Origin of the sequence: Enterobacter sp. 01-M-03-SI-ECC, assembly GCF_047530215.1 — a bacterium.
Lineage (GTDB): Bacteria > Pseudomonadota > Gammaproteobacteria > Enterobacterales > Enterobacteriaceae > Enterobacter > Enterobacter chengduensis.
This window is the reverse complement of the sequence record NZ_JBLKDA010000004.1, coordinates 168,075-186,540: the sequence shown is the minus strand read 5'-3', so window position 1 is coordinate 186,540 and position 18,466 is coordinate 168,075. Positions and strand designations below refer to the sequence as shown.

General features: G+C 57.5%; 16 protein-coding genes. 2 read left to right on the top strand and 14 right to left on the bottom strand.

The genetic code is table 11. The annotated features are described in order from the left end of the window. Window positions 1-12: 12 nt before the first annotated feature. Window positions 13-1,929 carry a PTS 2-O-a-mannosyl-D-glycerate transporter subunit IIABC gene (mngA, locus tag ACMWKK_RS05975; RefSeq protein WP_112781288.1) on the bottom strand — a complete coding sequence of 639 codons (1,917 nt, stop codon included), beginning with the start codon at window positions 1,927-1,929 and terminating at the stop codon, window positions 13-15. 171 nt (window positions 1,930-2,100) lie between these two features. Between mngA and ACMWKK_RS05970 the strand changes: the two genes are divergently transcribed. Beyond that, on the top strand, window positions 2,101-2,817 hold the full coding sequence (locus tag ACMWKK_RS05970; RefSeq protein WP_112781287.1) for a GntR family transcriptional regulator: 717 nt from the start codon (window positions 2,101-2,103) through the stop codon (window positions 2,815-2,817). Window positions 2,818-2,899: 82 nt separating this feature from the next. Here ACMWKK_RS05970 and sucD read toward each other — a convergent pair whose 3' ends face one another. From sucD to sdhC, 8 genes are all read right to left on the bottom strand, one after another. After that, entirely contained in the window at window positions 2,900-3,769 is an 870-nt protein-coding gene (gene sucD, locus ACMWKK_RS05965; RefSeq protein WP_045325834.1) for a succinate--CoA ligase subunit alpha, read from the bottom strand. Continuing rightward, window positions 3,769-4,935, bottom strand: coding sequence for an ADP-forming succinate--CoA ligase subunit beta (gene sucC / locus ACMWKK_RS05960; protein ID WP_006809579.1), 1,167 nt, complete (start codon window positions 4,933-4,935; stop codon window positions 3,769-3,771). Before sucC ends, sucD begins: the two co-directional genes overlap by 1 nt. Before the next feature lie 117 nt (window positions 4,936-5,052). Further along, window positions 5,053-6,276, bottom strand: a complete 1,224-nt coding sequence (odhB, locus tag ACMWKK_RS05955) for a 2-oxoglutarate dehydrogenase complex dihydrolipoyllysine-residue succinyltransferase (RefSeq protein WP_045325831.1) — start codon at window positions 6,274-6,276, stop codon at window positions 5,053-5,055. Between the two features lie 14 nt (window positions 6,277-6,290). Beyond that, window positions 6,291-9,098: a 2-oxoglutarate dehydrogenase E1 component gene (sucA, locus tag ACMWKK_RS05950; protein ID WP_112781286.1), complete on the bottom strand. Its 2,808-nt coding sequence runs from the start codon at window positions 9,096-9,098 to the stop codon at window positions 6,291-6,293. A gap of 234 nt (window positions 9,099-9,332) precedes the next feature. Then, window positions 9,333-10,049 carry a succinate dehydrogenase iron-sulfur subunit SdhB gene (sdhB, locus tag ACMWKK_RS05945; RefSeq protein ID WP_008501090.1) on the bottom strand — a complete coding sequence of 239 codons (717 nt, stop codon included), beginning with the start codon at window positions 10,047-10,049 and terminating at the stop codon, window positions 9,333-9,335. 15 nt (window positions 10,050-10,064) lie between these two features. Further along, a complete protein-coding gene (sdhA, locus tag ACMWKK_RS05940) occupies window positions 10,065-11,831 on the bottom strand; it encodes a succinate dehydrogenase flavoprotein subunit (protein WP_023310789.1) in 1,767 nt (588 codons plus the stop codon). Next, window positions 11,831-12,178: a succinate dehydrogenase membrane anchor subunit gene (gene sdhD, locus ACMWKK_RS05935; protein WP_008501088.1), complete on the bottom strand. Its 348-nt coding sequence runs from the start codon at window positions 12,176-12,178 to the stop codon at window positions 11,831-11,833. Before sdhD ends, sdhA begins: the two co-directional genes overlap by 1 nt. Further along, on the bottom strand, window positions 12,172-12,576 hold the full coding sequence (gene sdhC, locus ACMWKK_RS05930) for a succinate dehydrogenase cytochrome b556 subunit (protein WP_020684965.1): 405 nt from the start codon (window positions 12,574-12,576) through the stop codon (window positions 12,172-12,174). The genes sdhD and sdhC overlap by 7 nt, the downstream gene beginning before the upstream one ends. 639 nt (window positions 12,577-13,215) lie before the next feature. On the opposite strand from sdhC, the gene ACMWKK_RS05925 reads away from it, so the two are divergent. After that, window positions 13,216-14,499: a citrate synthase gene (locus ACMWKK_RS05925; RefSeq protein ID WP_045325825.1), complete on the top strand. Its 1,284-nt coding sequence runs from the start codon at window positions 13,216-13,218 to the stop codon at window positions 14,497-14,499. A gap of 85 nt (window positions 14,500-14,584) precedes the next feature. Here the strand turns inward: ACMWKK_RS05925 and nei are convergent, their stop codons facing one another. From nei to ACMWKK_RS05900, 5 genes are read right to left on the bottom strand one after another with little or no spacing between them, the layout of a single operon-like run. Continuing rightward, window positions 14,585-15,376, bottom strand: coding sequence for an endonuclease VIII (nei, locus tag ACMWKK_RS05920; RefSeq protein ID WP_112781285.1), 792 nt, complete (start codon window positions 15,374-15,376; stop codon window positions 14,585-14,587). A gap of 18 nt (window positions 15,377-15,394) precedes the next feature. Then, window positions 15,395-16,135, bottom strand: coding sequence for a 5-oxoprolinase subunit PxpA (pxpA, locus tag ACMWKK_RS05915; protein ID WP_112781284.1), 741 nt, complete (start codon window positions 16,133-16,135; stop codon window positions 15,395-15,397). After that, window positions 16,122-17,054, bottom strand: coding sequence for a 5-oxoprolinase subunit PxpC (pxpC, locus tag ACMWKK_RS05910; protein ID WP_161656339.1), 933 nt, complete (start codon window positions 17,052-17,054; stop codon window positions 16,122-16,124). Before pxpC ends, pxpA begins: the two co-directional genes overlap by 14 nt. Beyond that, window positions 17,048-17,704, bottom strand: a complete 657-nt coding sequence (gene pxpB / locus ACMWKK_RS05905) for a 5-oxoprolinase subunit PxpB (RefSeq protein WP_048994812.1) — start codon at window positions 17,702-17,704, stop codon at window positions 17,048-17,050. The genes pxpC and pxpB overlap by 7 nt, the downstream gene beginning before the upstream one ends. Before the next feature lie 14 nt (window positions 17,705-17,718). Next, a complete protein-coding gene (locus ACMWKK_RS05900) occupies window positions 17,719-18,462 on the bottom strand; it encodes a type 2 GTP cyclohydrolase I (RefSeq protein ID WP_045325813.1) in 744 nt (247 codons plus the stop codon). Between the last annotated feature and the right edge of the window lie 4 nt (window positions 18,463-18,466).

Genomic DNA, 18,466 nt, shown 5'->3' with positions numbered 1-18,466 from the left:
GTGTGTGCGTTATTACGGTATGGCGTCTTCAGTGACGTAGCTGCCCTTTTTCACCGCCTGGCGTCGCCAGAGCAGCAGAACAAAGGTGGAGATAGCGGTCCCCACCAGCGCCGCGCCAAACCAGCCCGCCGCCGCAACCACACCACTCAACCCGGCATCGTGAAGTAAAAAGAGAGAGAAAATACCGGCCCCCGGCGTAGACAGCCCGATCCCCATCGCGCCGACAATCGCGCCTGTGACCATGGAGCCAAGCACAAATGAACCAATGACGCGAAGCGGATCTTCAATCGCCATTGGAATCGCCCCTTCGGTAATGCCCGCGAGGCCAAGCAGCCAGGTGGATTTACCGGTTTCAATTTCAAACGATTTGAACAGCTTCGGCGCCAGCAACGTTGAGGCCGTAACGGTGAAGGCCGACACCATTTTGACGGAGGCAAAGATGGCATAAGGACCGTATACCCCGTTAGCCATCGCGCCCAGACAGAACGCGTAAGAGGCTTTATTGACCGGGCCACCCAAATCGAATGAGCACATAAATCCGAGGATCGCCCCGAGGAGCAGCGCATTCGCGCCGGACAGCCCATTAAGCCAGGCGGTGAGCGTGTTATTAAGCCAGGCCACCGGCTCACCGATGACAAACAGCATCAGGCTGCCTGCACCCAGTACGCCAATGACCGGATAGAGATAAAACGTCCAGAAGCCGTTGAACCGGCTACTCAGGCGAATATGATTTTTCACCCAGCGCATCAGGTAGCCCGCGATTAGCCCGCCAACGATAGCCCCGAGAAAACCCGAGCCGATCATATTGGCAGCCAGACCGGCCGCAAAGCCCGGCGTCAGGGCGGGTTTATCCGCCAGCGAGTAAGCGGTATAGGCCGCCAGAACCGGGATCATCAATATGCCGAGCATGCCGCCGCCCAGCTTGCGGTATAGCCACAGCCACGAGTTTTCCTGGTCGAACAGGTGCTGCAGGCCCAGGATTTGCGCCAGCAGCACTGAAACGGCCAGCACCGTACCGCCGGCGACGATCAGCGGCACCGCGAAGGAGATGCCGCTGAGAAGCGCCTGCTTGAGTTCAGCTTTAACGCTCTTTTTCGTTTCGGTATCGACCTGCGCATGCCGCGCGACGGTAGAAGGCTTTAGCGCCAGCGCGCGCTCAATGAGCGCTTCAGCATGCCGCAGGGGTTCCGCGACGGGCACGGAAAGGGCGGGGATCCCCTGAAAGCGCTCGCTCTCTTTAATCGCCACTTCTGCCGCAAAAATGCACGCTTTCGCCTCCCGCAGCTGCTGCGCGGTGATGCGACCCTCAATGCCGTTCGCCCCCTGCTTTTCGACCACCACGTTGACGCCCAGCTTACGCCCCGCTTTTTCCAGGTACTCAGCCGCCATGTAGGTATGGGCAATCCCAGCCGGACAGGCGGTGACGCAGACGACGGTGGGTGCATTCAGCAACGGGGCAACCTCGTCTTCCTGCGAGACCCCGTTCAGCGCATCAAGGAGATCCTCCGCCGTCGCTGCAGCCATAACGCGTTCCCGAAGCGCATCATCTGCCAGGCGAGACGTCAGTGAGGTCAGCACCTGGATATGCGTGGATCCCGCTTCAGCAGGCGGGATGGCAAGCAGGACAATCAGCTCAACGTTTTCAGGGCCGTCCACCCCCTCCCACTCCAGCGGTTCGCTCAGCGTAGCAACCGCAAAAGCCGCTTCGTTCACCGCGCTCGATTTACCATGCGGGACAGCCAGCCCTTCACCCAGTGCCGTTGGCCCCTGCGATTCGCGGCGGTAGACCTCCGCCAAAAATGCCTCGCCATCAGTAATTTTGCCCAGCGCCACCAGCCGCATCGTAAGCTGGCGAATGGCCTCATCACGGCTGGCATAGCGTGCCTGCACGCAGACAGCACGGGCGTGGGTCAGAGTCGTCAGGTTCATGAGATCCTCACACTTAAGTTGTTATTGTCTGGCGGCAATTGTGGCAGGTCATTCAATACATTTATGTGATCATTTTCACTAACAACGCTAAATTTGTATTTAATTGGTATTATTTACAAATTTCAGGCTGAAGGCATAATTCCGTGAAAAGGTATTAGAAAGGCAGATTCGATGGGTCACAAACCGATGTACCGGCAGATAGCCGATGCGCTTCGCGAGAAAATTACTGCGGGTGAGTTAAAACCCGGCGATGCGTTACCGACGGAATCCAGCCTTCAGGAGGCATTCAACGTTAGCCGCGTCACGGTGCGACAGGCGCTGAAGCTGCTTACGGAAGAGCAGATCGTTGAGAGCATTCAGGGCAGCGGCACCTACGTAAAAGAAGAGCGCGTCAATTACGACATTTACCAGCTCACCGGTTTTTACGAAAAACTGGCAGACCGGAACGTGGATTCCCACAGCGAGGTGAGCACTTTCGAAGTACTGAAAGCCGATGAAAAACTTGCCGAAAAGCTGAATATCGCTCATGACGATAAAGTCTGGCACGTCAAACGCGTTCGTTTTATCAAACAGAAACCGGTGAATCTGGAAGAGACGTGGATGCCGCTGGCGATGTTCCCCGACCTCACCTGGGAAGTGATGGAAAACTCGAAATACCACTACGTTGAGCAGATCAAAAAGCTGGTTATCGATCGCAGCGAGCAGGAGCTGGTGCCGATCATGCCGTCAGAGGAGGCGATCGCCGCGCTGTCACTCGATCCGAGAAAGCCGATCCTGGAAAAAGTCTCCCGCGGGTTTCTGAAGGACGGACGGGTATTTGAATACAGCCGCAACGTGTTCAATACCGATGATTACAAGTTCACGCTAGTCGCCAGACGCAGGCAATAAAAAAGGCCGCTTTACAGCGGCCAACCATGTCGAAACGGACATTTTTATACTGCAACGCCCCCTCTCGGGGAGCAGAGAGGACTTACTTAATGATGGATTTCAGTGCTTCGCCGATATCCGCCAGGCTGCGAACGGTCTTCACGCCTGCGGCTTCCAGCGCTGCGAATTTCTCATCAGCCGTACCCTTACCCCCGGCGATGATCGCGCCTGCGTGACCCATACGCTTGCCTTTCGGCGCGGTTACACCGGCGATGTAACCTACAACCGGCTTGGTCACGTGTTCTTTGATGTAAGCAGCCGCTTCTTCTTCCGCGCTACCACCGATCTCACCGATCATCACGATCGCTTCGGTCTGTGGATCTTCCTGGAACATCTTCAGGATGTCGATGAAGTTAGAGCCCGGGATCGGGTCACCGCCGATGCCCACGCAGGTGGACTGGCCGAAGCCGTAATCGGTGGTCTGCTTAACCGCTTCATAAGTCAGGGTACCGGAACGGGAGACGATGCCCACTTTGCCCGGCTTGTGAATGTGGCCCGGCATGATGCCGATTTTGCATTCGCCCGGGGTGATCACGCCTGGGCAGTTCGGGCCGATCATGCGCACACCGGCTTCATCCAGCTTCACCTTCACGGTCAGCATATCCAGCGTCGGGATGCCTTCGGTGATGGTGATGATCAGTTTGATACCCGCGTCGATCGCTTCCAGAATGGAGTCTTTGCAGAACGGTGCCGGAACGTAGATCACGGTGGCGGTAGCGCCGGTTGCTTCTACGGCTTCACGCACGGTGTTGAACACCGGCAGGCCCAGGTGGGTGGTGCCGCCTTTACCTGGCGTTACGCCGCCAACCATGTTGGTGCCGTAGGCAATCGCCTGTTCGGAGTGGAAAGTCCCCTGGCTACCGGTGAAGCCCTGGCAGATAACCTTGGTATCTTTATTAATTAAAACTGACATTATTTCCCCTCCACTGCGGCAACAACCTGCTGAGCTGCATCCGTCAGACTTTTCGCTGCAATAATATTCAGGCCGCTGTCAGCCAGTTTTTTCGCGCCGAGTTCAGCGTTGTTACCTTCCAGACGCACAACTACCGGAACGTTAACGCCCACTTCTTCAACCGCACCGATGATACCGTCGGCGATCAGGTCGCAACGGACGATACCGCCGAAGATGTTCACCAGAACGGCCTTCACGTTGTCGTCAGAGAGAATGATTTTGAACGCTTCGGTTACGCGCTCTTTGGTTGCGCCGCCGCCTACGTCGAGGAAGTTTGCTGGCTCACCGCCGTGCAGCTTAACGATGTCCATGGTGCCCATTGCCAGGCCCGCACCGTTAACCATGCAGCCGATGTTGCCGTCCAGCGCCACGTAGTTCAGCTCCCACTGTGCAGCCTGTGCTTCACGCGGGTCTTCCTGAGACTGGTCGCGCATTTCGCGCAGATCCGGCTGGCGGAACAGCGCGTTGCCGTCAGCGCCCAGCTTGCCGTCAAGGCAGATCAGATCGCCCTGGGTGGTGATCACCAGCGGGTTGATCTCGATCAGCGCCAGATCGCGCTCCAGGAAGATGGTCGCCAGACCCATGAAGATCTTGGTGAACTGCTGAACCAGCTTGCCTTCCAGGCCCAGCTTGAACGCCAGCTCGCGACCCTGGTAAGGCATTGGGCCCGCCAGCGGATCGATAGCCACTTTGTGGATCAGGTGCGGAGTCTCTTCCGCCACTTTTTCGATTTCCACGCCGCCTTCGGTAGACGCCATGAACACCACGCGACGGGAGCTACGGTCAACAACCGCGCCCAGGTACAGCTCTTTGGCGATGTCGGTCGCGGCTTCAACCAGGATCTGGTTAACCGGCTGGCCGTTCGCATCCGTCTGGTAGGTCACCAGGCGCTTGCCGAGCCAATGTTCCGCAAACGCACGGATCTCTTCTTTGCTCTTAACAACCTTCACACCGCCCGCTTTACCACGGCCACCAGCGTGAACCTGACATTTAACTACCCACGGGCCGGAACCGATTTTAGATGCGGCTTCTTCTGCTTCACGCGGGGTAGTACAGGCATAACCCACCGGAGCCGGTAAGCCATACCGGGCAAACAGCTGTTTGGCCTGATATTCATGTAAGTTCATGTGTTCTATCCATCCTTCAGGGTAATCGTTATCTTCAAACCTGTAGACCGGCGCGGTCTGTGTGCCGGATGGCGCTACGCTTATCCGGCCTACAGGGCAGGTGATGCTAAATCGTTACTAGACGTCCAGCAGCAGACGCGTTGGATCTTCCAGCAGCTCTTTAATGGCGACCAGGAAGCCCACGGACTCGCGGCCGTCGATCAGGCGGTGGTCGTAAGAGAGCGCCAGGTACATCATCGGCAGGATCTCAACTTTACCGTCTACCGCCATCGGACGATCTTTAATGGCATGCATACCCAGGATCGCGCTCTGCGGCGGGTTAATGATCGGGGTAGACATCAGCGAGCCGAATACGCCGCCGTTGGTAATGGTGAAGTTACCGCCGGTCAGATCGTCTACGGTCAGCTTGCCGTCGCGGCCTTTCACGGCCAGCTCTTTGATATTTTTCTCGATGTCAGCCATACCCAGGGTATCCACATCACGCAGAACCGGGGTGACCAGGCCGCGTGGAGTAGAAACCGCCATGCTGACGTCGAAATAGTTGTGGTAAACCACGTCATCGCCATCGATGGACGCGTTCACTTCCGGGTAGCGTTTCAGCGCTTCAACCACCGCCTTCACGTAGAAGGACATAAAGCCAAGACGGATACCGTGACGTTTTTCAAACGCGTCGCCGTACTGCTTGCGCAGGTCCATGATGGGCTTCATGTTGACTTCGTTGAAGGTGGTCAGCATCGCGGTAGAGTTTTTCGCTTCCAGCAGACGCTCGGCCACGCGCTTGCGCAGGCGGGTCATTGGCACGCGTTTTTCGCTGCGGGCGCCCAGAGCAGGCTGAGCTGCTGGCGCGGCCGCAGGAGCTTTCGCTTCTGCCGCCTGAGCAGGCGCTTTCGCCAGGTGCTTGTCAATGTCTTCGCGGGTCAGACGGCCGCCCACACCGGTGCCTTTGATGGCTGCCGGGTCAAGGCTGTGCTCAGCCAGCAGGCGACGGATCGCCGGGCTGAGCGCGTCGTTAGACTGTTCTTCCAGAGAAGCCTGCTGGCGCTGAGCCGGCGTAGAGGCTTTCTCTTCAGATTTCGCGCTGGACTCTTTGCCCGCGCTGTTGCCTTCACGCAGGCGACCCAGGATCTGACGAGAGGTGACGGTGGTACCTTCATCTTCCAGCACCGCGTCCAGAACGCCATCCGCCGAAGCCGGTACTTCCAGTACCACTTTGTCAGTTTCGATTTCTACCAGCACTTCATCGCGCTTAACGGCATCGCCTGGTTTTTTGTGCCAGGTAGCGACGGTCGCATCTGCTACGGATTCAGGCAGGTCGGGAACAAGAATATCTACGCTACTCATTTTGTATCCTTTAATTAATCGACGTTCAGCGCGTCATTGACCAGATCTTGTTGCTGCTTCTGGTGAACGGACATATACCCTACCGCCGGAGAGGCGGAGGCCGGGCGACCTGCGTAACGCAGGGCTGACCCAAATGGAATCACTTCACGGAAATGATGCTGGCTGCAGTACCATGCGCCCTGGTTGAGCGGCTCTTCCTGGCACCAGACAAAATCATGAACGTGAGCGTAAGGTTTCAGCACTTCCTGCATCGCCTGATGCGGGAACGGATAAAGCTGTTCGATACGCACGATGGCGACATCTTTCTGATCGTTCTTGCGGCGCTGTTCCAGCAGGTCGTAATAAACCTTACCAGAACACATCACCACGCGCTTCACGGCCTGCGGATCCAGCTCGTCAATTTCACCGATGGCTGGCAGGAAGGTGCCGTTGGCCAGCTCGTCCAGGCTGGACACCGCCAGCGGGTGACGCAGCAGGGATTTCGGCGACATCACCACCAGCGGACGACGCATACCGCGCAGCGCCTGACGACGCAGCATGTGGTACACCTGCGCCGGGGTAGACGGCACGCAGACCTGCATGTTCTGCTCGGCGCAAAGCTGCAGATAGCGTTCCAGACGCGCGGAGGAGTGCTCCGGACCCTGGCCTTCATAACCGTGCGGCAGCAGCATCACCAGACCGCACATGCGGCCCCACTTCTGCTCGCCGGAGGAGATGAACTGGTCGATAACGACCTGCGCACCGTTGGCGAAGTCACCGAACTGCGCTTCCCAGATGGTCAGGGTGCGCGGTTCCGCCGTGGCGTATCCGTATTCGAAAGCCAGTACCGCTTCTTCAGACAGCACGGAGTCCCAGACCTTGAACTGGCCCTGACCGTTGTGCACGTGCTGCAGCGGAGTATAGGTTGAACCGTTGGACTGGTTGTGAACCACCGCGTGACGGTGGAAGAAGGTGCCGCGGCCCGCATCTTCACCGGACAGACGCACAGGAATGCCTTCGTCAACCAGCGTTGCGTAAGCCAGCGTTTCCGCGCCGCCCCAGTCGAACAGCTTCTCGCCTGCCGCCATGGACTGACGGTCAGCGTAAATTTTCGCCACGCGAGACTGCATCTCGATAGCGTCCGGCACGGTGCTGATGCGTTTAGCCAGCTCCTGCAGGCGCTTCATCTCCACCTTGTTCGGGTAGCTCTCATCCCACTCGTGGTTGAGGTACGGCGACCAGGTAAAGGAGTGCATGTTCATCGGACGCAGCTCTTTCACCACGCATTCACCCGCATCCAGCGCGTCGCGGTAGAGGTTGACCATTTCGGTCGCATCTTCCAGCGTCGTCACTTTGTCGCTCTCCAGCTTGTCAGCATAGATTTTGCGCGGGGTCGGGTGTTTTTTGATTTTCTGGTACATCAGCGGCTGGGTTGCACTTGGCTCATCCGCTTCGTTGTGGCCGTGACGGCGGTAGCAGAAGAGGTCAATGAACACATCGCGTTTGAAGGTATTACGGAAGTCCAGCGCCAGACGGGTAACGAAGGCAACGGCTTCCGGGTCATCCGCGTTAACGTGGAAGATTGGCGCCTGCACCATCTTACCGATGTCGGTGCAGTACGGAGTAGAACGCGCATCCAGCGGGTTAGAGGTGGTGAAGCCCACCTGGTTGTTGATCACGATGCGAACGGTACCGCCCACTTCGTAACCACGCGCTTTCGACATGTTCAGGGTTTCCTGAACCACGCCCTGCCCTGTGACCGCCGCATCGCCGTGGATGGTGATCGGCAGCACTTTATTGCTGCTCGGCTCGTCCAGACGATCCAGACGCGCGCGCACGGAACCGATAACCACCGGGCTAACGATTTCCAGGTGTGACGGGTTAAACGCCAGCGCCAGGTGAACCAGACCGCCTTCGGTTTCGATATCCGACGAGAAGCCCATGTGGTACTTCACGTCGCCGGTGCCGAGGTGTTCTTTATGTTTGCCCGCGAATTCGTCGAACAGGTCCTGCGGTTTTTTACCCAGCACGTTGACCAGCACGTTCAGACGACCGCGGTGCGCCATGCCCAGCACCACTTCACGGGTGCCGCTCTTGCCCGCGTGACGAATCAGCTCTTTCAGCATCGGCACCAGCGCGTCGCCGCCTTCCAGCGAGAAGCGTTTTGCGCCCGGGAACTTCGCGCCCAGATAGCGCTCAAGCCCTTCCGCTGCGGTCAGTTCGTTCAGGAAGCGTTTTTTCTCGTCTGCCGAGAAGGTCGCATGGCCCGCTACGGATTCGATGCGCTGCTGGATCCAGCGTTTCTCTTCGGTAGAGGTAATGTGCATGTATTCCGCGCCGATGGAGCCGCAGTAGGTTTGCTTGAGCGCATCAATCAGATCGCCCAGCTTCATCGTGTCTTTGCCGATGGCAAAGGAACCTACGTTAAAGCTTTCCTGGAAATCGGCCTCGGTCAGATCGTGATACGCCGGATCGAGATCGGCCACACGGTCTTGTTTCCACAGTCCCAGCGGATCGAGATTCGCATGCTGGTGACCGCGGAAGCGATAAGCGTTGATAAGCTGCAGGACTTTAACCTGCTTCGCATTGGTGTCAGGGTCGGAAATCGCAGAAGAGTAACGTGAGGCATCCTTCGCCAGACGACGGAAATAATCACGTGTTTTGGAATGGAATTGATCCGGTTTGACCCCTGTACCAGGCAACTGCTGGAACATGGAACGCCAGTTTGCGTCCACTGAGTCAGGATCGGTTAAGAAGTCTTCATAGAGCTGTTCAATCCAGCTCTGGTTTGCACCAGAAAGGAAAGAAGAGTCCAGCCAGGCTTTCATTGCGCCGTTCTGCATCGTGATCCCTTAAGCATTTTTATGCTTACTTTCGCCGTAGAAACTACCACGCACACCGCGTGTACGTGCCGGGGTTCACCTGCGAGCTCTATGTGGCCCGCGAAGGAACCTTTAGAAACTGTCTAGACTTCAGGGCAGTTTTTAAAGGTTTCTGCATTTTGCCCGGTGGCGCTACGCTTACCGGGCCTACAGTTTCGTAGGCCGGATAAGCGCAGCGCTATCCGGCAACGTTACTTACGCACTGCGCTGCAGCAGCATCGACTTAATATGGCCGATGGCGCGCGTCGGGTTCAGCCCCTTCGGACACACACTGACGCAGTTCATGATGCTATGGCAGCGGAATACGCTGAAAGCGTCACTCAGTCCTTCCAGACGGCTGTCGGTTTCGGTGTCGCGGCTATCGATCAGGAAGCGATAGGCAGCCAGCAGACCGGCCGGGCCGATAAACTTGTCCGGGTTCCACCAGAACGACGGGCAGGACGTAGAACAACATGCGCAGAGAATACACTCGTACAACCCGTCGAGTTTTTCACGCTGCTCAGGAGACTGTAAGTGCTCGCGAGCGGGTGGATTTTGCCCATTATTCAATAAGTAAGGCTTAATCTTCTCATATTGTGCATAGAATTGCCCCATGTCTACCACCAAATCGCGCACGACCGGCAGGCCTGGCAGAGGACGGATAACAATTTTCTGACCAGGACGCTGCAGCGCTGAAATTGGCGTGATGCAGGCGAGGCCATTTTTGCCGTTCATGTTCACACCGTCAGAGCCACACACCCCTTCACGGCAGGAGCGGCGGAACGACAGCGTTGGGTCTTTTTCTTTCAGCTGGATTAACGCATCCAGCAGCATCATGTCGCGACCTTCTTCCGCTTCCAGGGTGTAGTCCTGCATGCGCGGAGCGTCATCAACATCCGGGTTATAACGATAAACTGAGAATTCGAGTTTCATTATCCTGTCTCCGCATTAGTAAGTACGAATCTTCGGCGGGAACGCCGGACGCAGTTTCGGTTCCATGTTGACGCTACGACGCGTCATGGATTCCGACTCTGGCAGGTACAGGGAATGGCACAGCCAGTTTTCGTCATCACGATCCGGGAAGTCGAAGCGGCTATGCGCGCCACGGCTTTCGGTACGGAAGTTTGCCGACATCGCGGTCGCGAACGCGGTTTCCATCAGGTTATCCAGCTCCAGGCACTCAACGCGCTGGGTGTTGAACTCGCTGGAAGTATCGTCCAGACGGGCATTTTTCAGACGCTCGCGGATCGCCTTCAGCTGCTCAAGACCTTTGGCCATCGCGTCGCCTTCACGGAATACCGAGAAGTTGTGCTGCATGCACTCCTGCAGCGCCTTACGGATTTCCACCGGATCTTCGCCGTTACGGTTGCCGTTCCAGCGGTTGAGGCGCTCAAGCGAGGCATCAATTTCGTCGTCGGTCGCGTCACGCAGCGCGCCCTGCTCGGCAATGGATTCCTGCAGATGCAGACCCACCGCACGACCAAACACCACCAGGTCCAGCAGCGAGTTGCCGCCCAGACGGTTGGCGCCGTGTACGGATACGCAGGCAATTTCGCCTACCGCGAACAGGCCAGGAATGACCACGTCTTCGCCCTGCTCGTTCACGGTCAGCGCCTGACCGGTCACTTTGGTCGGAATACCGCCCATCATGTAGTGGCAGGTTGGGATAACCGGAATCGGCTCTTTTACCGGGTCGACGTGTGCGAAGGTGCGGGACAATTCGAGGATGCCCGGCAGACGGGATTCGAGAACTTCTTTACCCAGATGGTCGAGCTTCAGCTTCGCGTGTGGACCCCATGGGCCGTCGCAGCCGCGGCCTTCGCGGATTTCGATCATGATGGAACGCGCCACCACGTCACGACCCGCCAGGTCTTTCGCATTCGGGGCATAACGCTCCATGAAGCGCTCGCCGTGTTTGTTCAGCAGGTAACCACCTTCACCACGGCAGCCTTCCGTTACCAGAACGCCCGCACCGGCGATACCGGTTGGGTGGAACTGCCACATTTCCATATCCTGCACCGGCACGCCCGCGCGGATAGCCATACCGACACCGTCACCGGTGTTGATGTGCGCGTTGGTGGTGGACTGGTAAATACGGCCTGCGCCGCCGGTCGCCAGCACGGTCGCGCGGGCTTTGAAGTAAACCACTTCACCGGTTTCGATGCACAGCGCGGTACAGCCAACAATTGCGCCGTCGGCGTTTTTAACCAGATCCAGCGCGTACCACTCGGAGAAGATGGTGGTGTGGTTTTTCAGGTTCTGCTGATACAGAGTGTGCAGCAGCGCGTGGCCGGTACGGTCAGCCGCCGCCGCGGTACGTGCCGCCTGCTCGCCGCCGAAGTTTTTCGACTGGCCGCCAAACGGACGCTGGTAGATGGTGCCGTTTTCCAGACGGGAGAACGGCAGGCCCATATGGTCCAGCTCCAGAATCGCTTCCGGGCCGGTCTTACACATATATTCGATGGCATCCTGGTCGCCGATGTAGTCGGAACCTTTTACCGTATCGTACATGTGCCATTCCCAGTTATCTTCATGGGAGTTACCCAGCGCAACGGTGATACCGCCCTGCGCGGACACGGTGTGGGAACGGGTTGGGAACACTTTTGAGAGCAGCGCACAGGTCTGGCCGCTCTGGGAAATTTGCAGTGCGGCACGCATACCTGCGCCACCGGCACCAATTACAACAGCATCAAATTCTCTGACTGGCAGTTTCATTACACACCCCACACCACAACGAATCCATAAATAACGTAAACCACCAGTGCAACCACAATGGCCAGCTGCAGAGGAAGGCGAATTGCCAGCGGTTTAACGTAATCGGTCAACACCTGCCACATACCAATCCAGGCATGAATAAGGATGGAGAACAGAGCCAGCAGGGTGAACACTTTGGTGAAGGCGGATCCGAAGAACCCACTCCAGATTTCCCACGTCAGCGTGCCGCTGGTCGCGAAGAAACCGATCATATAGATGATGTAAAGGGTGAGAACGATGGCGGTAGCACGGACCAGGATGAAGTCATGTACGCCGTTGCGTCCTAATGCGGAGGCGTTGCTTACCATACGAGAACTCCTGCGAGAAGTGAAAGCACGACTGTAATCACAAATGAAATGTTAGCGGAGCGTTTCCCGGCTTCGAAAGTCTCTTCCAGGTAGCCAAAGTCCATCAGCATATGGCGAACGCCGACAACGACGTGATACGCCAGCGCGGTCAGAATGCCCCACATGATGAATTTCACGAAGAAGCTGTTCATGATGGCAGAGGCCTGGAGGAAACCTTCAGGGGAAGAGAGGCTGGTGCCCAGTAACCACAGCAAAATGCCGACCGCCACAAACGTAATCACACCCGAAACACGGTGCAGAATGGACGCTATTGCTGTTACAGGGAACCGGATCGTTTTGAGATCCAGATTGACAGGTCTTTGTTTTTTCACATTTCTTATCATGAATAACGCCCACATGCTGTTCTTATTGTTTCCTTCCTCCGGACTGCGATGCGGGTCAAGCAGCGTTCCTTTTCTATAACTGCGCGTCATGCAAAACAGTGCTTCCAGATGCTTAAACGACACGTTACAACGCTGGGTGGCTCGGGATTGCAGGGTGTTCCGGAGACCTGGCGGCAGTATAGGCCGTTCACAAAATCATTACAATTAACCTACATACAGTTTGTCGGGTTTTCTCTGGAACAGTGATCAGAGTCACGATAACAACATCTTTTTAATTTTTAATCATCTGATTTGACAAATGTTAAACAATATTGTTACAAACGTCATCAGAAAAGGCATATAATGCGCAAAAGTTATGAGGTCTCTCTTTCACCTGACAAATAGTTATGTAACAGTGTGATGGTATTGACCGAAGTTATCAGGACAGTTATTAGTGATATACAGGTTTGAATAATTCGGACTGCAAAAACGCTGATTTGCTGTTGTTTCACTGATATTTCATTCGTTTACCTGCAAGGCGCCATAGCTCTGTACCCTGGTTTGTCCTCGTGAGCTGAGCGGTAAGCCAAATAACAATCTGGTAACGGTGATTAACAGCTGAAAGCAAATCCGGTAAAGCGCAGTCTTAAGCATAAGGCGCTAAGGAGACCGTAAATGGCTGATACAAAGGCAAAACTCACCCTCAACGGTGGTGATGCTATTGAACTGGATGTGCTAAAAGGCACGCTCGGTCAGGATGTTATTGATATCCGTACGCTGGGTTCTAAAGGTGTGTTTACCTTTGACCCTGGATTTACCTCTACCGCATCTTGCGAATCCAAAATCACCTTCATTGACGGTGACGAAGGTATCCTGCTCCATCGCGGCTTCCCCATCGATCAGTTAGCCACCGAATCCAACTATCTGGAAGTGTGCTACATCCTGCTGAACGGCGAAAAACCGACGCAGGCACAGTACGATGAATTCAAAACCACCGTGACCCGTCACACTATGATCCATGAGCAGATTACCCGTCTGTTCCATGCGTTCCGTCGTGACTCTCACCCAATGGCGGTGATGTGCGGGATTACCGGCGCGCTGGCGGCGTTCTACCACGATTCCCTTGACGTGAACAACCCGCGCCATCGTGATATCGCGGCGTTCCGCCTGCTGTCCAAAATGCCGACCATGGCGGCGATGTGCTACAAATACTCTATCGGCCAGCCGTTTGTGTATCCGCGCAACGACCTCTCCTATGCGGGTAACTTCCTGCGCATGATGTTCTCCACGCCGTGCGAAGAGTACGAAGTGAACCCGGTGCTGGAACGCGCGATGGACCGTATTCTGATCCTCCACGCTGACCACGAGCAGAACGCCTCTACCTCTACCGTGCGTACCGCAGGCTCTTCAGGCGCGAACCCGTTCGCCTGTATCGCGGCGGGCATCGCCTCCCTGTGGGGACCGGCGCACGGCGGCGCGAACGAAGCGGCACTGAAGATGCTGGAAGAGATCAGCACCGTTGAGCACATCCCTGAGTTCGTGCGTCGCGCGAAAGACAAGAATGACTCCTTCCGCCTGATGGGCTTCGGTCACCGTGTTTACAAAAACTACGACCCGCGCGCCACCGTGATGCGTGAGACCTGCCACGAAGTGCTGAAAGAGCTGGGTACCAAAGATGACCTGCTGGAAGTGGCGATGGAGCTGGAACACATCGCGCTGAACGACCCGTACTTCATCGAGAAGAAACTCTACCCGAACGTCGATTTCTACTCTGGCATTATTCTGAAAGCGATGGGCATTCCGTCCTCCATGTTCACCGTAATCTTCGCCATGGCCCGTACCGTAGGCTGGATTGCGCACTGGAACGAAATGCACAGCGAAGGCATGAAAATCGCCCGTCCTCGTCAGCTGTACACCGGCTACGAGCAGCGTGATTTTAAGTCTGACCTGAAGCGTTAAAAGATAAGCCCGGTGGCGCTCACGCTTAACGGGCCTACAAGTGCGAAACATAGGCCGGGTAAGGCGTAGCCGCCACCCGGCTTTTTTATGTCTGACAGTGCGGGCACCAGTAAAACGGTCTGGAAGAGAGCATCATCCTGTCGATAATTTCGCCGCACCGCTCGCACTTTTTCCCCGCCCGATGAAACACCTTAAACCGGAACAGCGCCCCGTGATGCTTGTTCTCATCCACCACGCCGCGCGTGTTGTACGACAGCCGCGGAATATCCAGCAGCGCGTGGGATAGCGCCTCCAGCTGTTCATCATTCAGCTGAGACGCTTTACGCTGCGCCGCCAGCCCGACTTCCCAGAGGATCTCTACCCGCAGGTAGTTGCCCAGCCCGGCCAGAAAGGCCTGGTCGAGGAACAGACCGGAAAACTGTCGGTTACGGAATTTAGGCGATAGCAGCCGGGCCTTCACGTCGCTCGCCGTCAGGCGCATGTCCAGCACGTCCGGCCCGACCCGCTGCAGAAACGGATGCGTGAGCAGCTGCTCCGGCGTTAACATTTCGATATCCGACGCGCTATAGAGCAGGATCGCCTTATCCGCCGTTTGCAGCCTGACGCGCAGCACGCGCGTGGTTTGCGGCTGCTCGTCCGCCTCCACCACTCGCCAGACGCCGTAAAGCTGGTTATGGCTATATAACGTCAGGTTATGGGAAAAGTGCGTCAGCAAGGCTTTGCCGCGCGTTTCAATGTGGGTCACCGTCTGCCCCACCAGCTGTGATTCAAACGGTTTTAGCTGAGGAAAAGCAAACCAGACATCCGTCAACGGTTTGCCCTTTATCGCCGCCTCCAGGCTATCCGCCGCGCGGCGGATCTCCGGACCTTCAGGCATGTTATTGTCCTTTCATGATTATTCTGCGCTAACGAGGATGCCCTCTTCAGAGAACGCGGCCCGCAGGCGGCGCGCGAACTGAAGCGCATGCTCGCCGTCGCCGTGTAAACACACCGTATCGGCCTGCACGTTTGCCTGTGTTCCGTCCACCGCGGTCACCCGCCCGGCGCGCACCATCTCCAGCGTCTGCGCCAGCGCTCTATCTTCATCGGTAATCAGCGCCCCGGCCAGGGTGCGCGGCACCAGGCTGCCGTCCGGCTGATATCCCCGGTCGGCAAAGACTTCCTGACGCGTCGTCAGCCCCAGCCGCTTCCCGGCCCGGATCAGCTCGCTGCCCGCAAGGCCTACCAGAATCAGCTGCGGATTACAGTCCCTCACCGCGCGGGCAATCGCCTCCGCCAGCACCGGATCTTTTGCCGCCTGGTTGTAAAGCATGCCGTGCGGCTTCACGTGGCGCAGCACGCCCTTCTCGGCGCGCACCATCGCCGCCAGCGCGCCGATCTGGTAAAGCACCTGAGCGTAGACCGTCTCCGGCGGCAGGTCCATCGCCGTGCGGCCAAAGTTTTCCCGGTCGGGGAAGCTCGGATGCGCGCCTATCGCGACGCCATTTTTAATGGCATGACGCACGCTCTCCAGCATGGTTTGCGCATCGCCCGCGTGAAAGCCGCAGGCGATGTTAACCGAGGAGACCAGCGTCATCAGCTCTGCGTCGGCGCCGCCGCCCTCGCCCAGGTCAGCGTTTAAATCAATCTTTGCCATCAAGCCTCCACGCCAGCTGTTCAAGATAACGCTGCTGATCCTGACGCGCCTTCAGCGCCTCCTCCAGCGAACACTGCACGAAGTGGATCGGCTGGCCGAGAGGGATCTGTGCCAGATGGTAGCGATCGGCTTCAATAATGCAGGCAATGCGCGGGTATCCCCCCGTTGTCTGCGCGTCGTTCATTAACACGATGGGCTGACCGTTGCCCGGCACCTGAATGACCCCCGGCAACAAGCCGTGGGAGAGCAGCTCCCGGTCCGTCGTGCGGGTCAGCGGCTGCCCCTGCAGGCGGTAGCCCATACGGTTACTCTGCGGGCTGAGCTTCCACGGCGAGCGCCAGAAGGACTCTTTCGAAGCCTCGTCAAACTCATGGTATTCCGGCCCGGGTAAGGCGCGGATCTGGTTTCCCCAGAGAAGCTGTTTCACCCCCTGAGCCGTCGAGAAGTGGCGCGATGAAGGCTTAATCGCCAGGCGATCGCCGTCGCGCAACAGGCGTCCTTCGTGACCGCCGATGCCGGCTTTCTGATCGGTACTGGATGAGCCCAGCACCTCCGGCACGTCGATGCCGCCCGCCACCGCGAGGTAGCTACGCACGCCGTGCAAAGGACGCTTTAAGGTCAGACGCTGTCCGGCTTTCGCCCGCAGCCGCCAGCCGGTCCACACCGCTTTGCCGTCCAGCGTCGCCTCACACCCTGCGCCGGTTAAGGCAAACCAGGTCTCCTGACCAAACTCAATGACGCACTGGCCGAGCGTCATTTCGAGCGCGGCCGTATTGCCGGGGTTGCCCACCAGCACGTTAGCAATCTCCAACGCGGGCCTGTCCAGCGCACCGCAATAGCTCACGCCAGACTGGCGCATGCCAAAGCGCCCGGCATCCTGTACGGAGGTATAAAGCCCGGCGCGAATAAGCGTTAACATACCCCCTCCTTCTGCGGGATAAAGCGCAGGGTATCGCCGGGACGCAGGAGTATTGGCGTCTCCAGCCCCGGGTCAAATAGCGGCGTAGCGGTATGCCCAATCAGCTGCCAGCCTCCGGGCGACGTCAGCGGATAGACGCCGGTCTGCTCGCCGCCAATCGCAACCGTCCCAGCCGGTACGCTCAGGCGCGGTTCAGCGCGGCGCGGCGTATGCAGCTGGGGAGAGAGACCTCCCAGATACGGGAACCCGGGCTGGAAACCCAGGAACCAGACCACGTAATCAACCGAACTGTGCAGTTCAACAACCTGCTTTTCTGTTAATCCGCAGTGGTCTGCCACCACGCCAAGATCCGGTCCACCCGTGCCGCCGTAAACGACCGGGATCTTGATGGTGCGCGATTCCGGCTCCAGCGCCTCGCTCTCTTCCCACCAGCGCTGTAAACGTTCAATAGCGTCCAGCGCCAGAGTGTGCGGACTGCGCAGCACCACGGTGATGTTATTCATCCCCGGAATGGCTTCGACCACCTCGGGCAGTTCGACCAGACGCTGGGTGAGCCGCCAGATACGCTTTTGCGTGGCAAGAGTCACCGGCGGTTCTAGCTCCAGAACCACCGCCGTTTCCCCCAGAAGATAACAACGCGCTCGCTGCACTCAGGCACCTCTCATCAGGCCGGGTTAGGAATATCAATAAAGGTCACATCAAGATCGGTATTTTCCGTCAGCCATTCGCTGAGGGCGCGAATGCCGCCGCGCTCGGTGGCATGATGGCCGGCCGCGTAAAAATGCAGCCCTTGTTCACGCGCCGAATGAATGGTCTGCTCGGACACTTCGCCAGTGATAAAAGCATCGACGCCGAAACGCGCGGCGCTGTCGATAAAGCCCTGGCCGCCGCCGGTACACCAGGCAACGCGCTTCACCGTATCCGGGCCGGTATCGCCGCTCCACAGCGGGCGACGTCCCAGGCGAGCTTCAATCCACGAGGCGAGTTCCAGCCCCGGCACCGGCATCGCCAGTTCGCCCCACGGCACCAGCGGCTCGATTTCGCCCATCACGGTAATCCCCAGCAGCTGCGCCAGCTGGACGTTGTTGCCGAGCTCCGGGTGCGCATCCAGCGGCAGATGGTAGCCGTACAGGTTAATGTCATTTGCCAGCAGCGTTTTCAGGCGGTTGCGCTTCATCCCGCGAATAATCGGCGATTCGTTTTTCCAGAAATAGCCGTGATGGACAATCACCGCGTCGGCCTCCTGGCGCACCGCTTCATCCAGCAGTGCCTGACTTGCCGTTACGCCGGTGATAATTTTTTGCACCGTCTCACGGCCTTCCACCTGCAGGCCATTCGGACCGTAGTCGCTAAAGGCGCTGGTATTCAGTTTTTCGTTGATCAGGCGTTCCAGTTCACTGTTTTTCATCTTT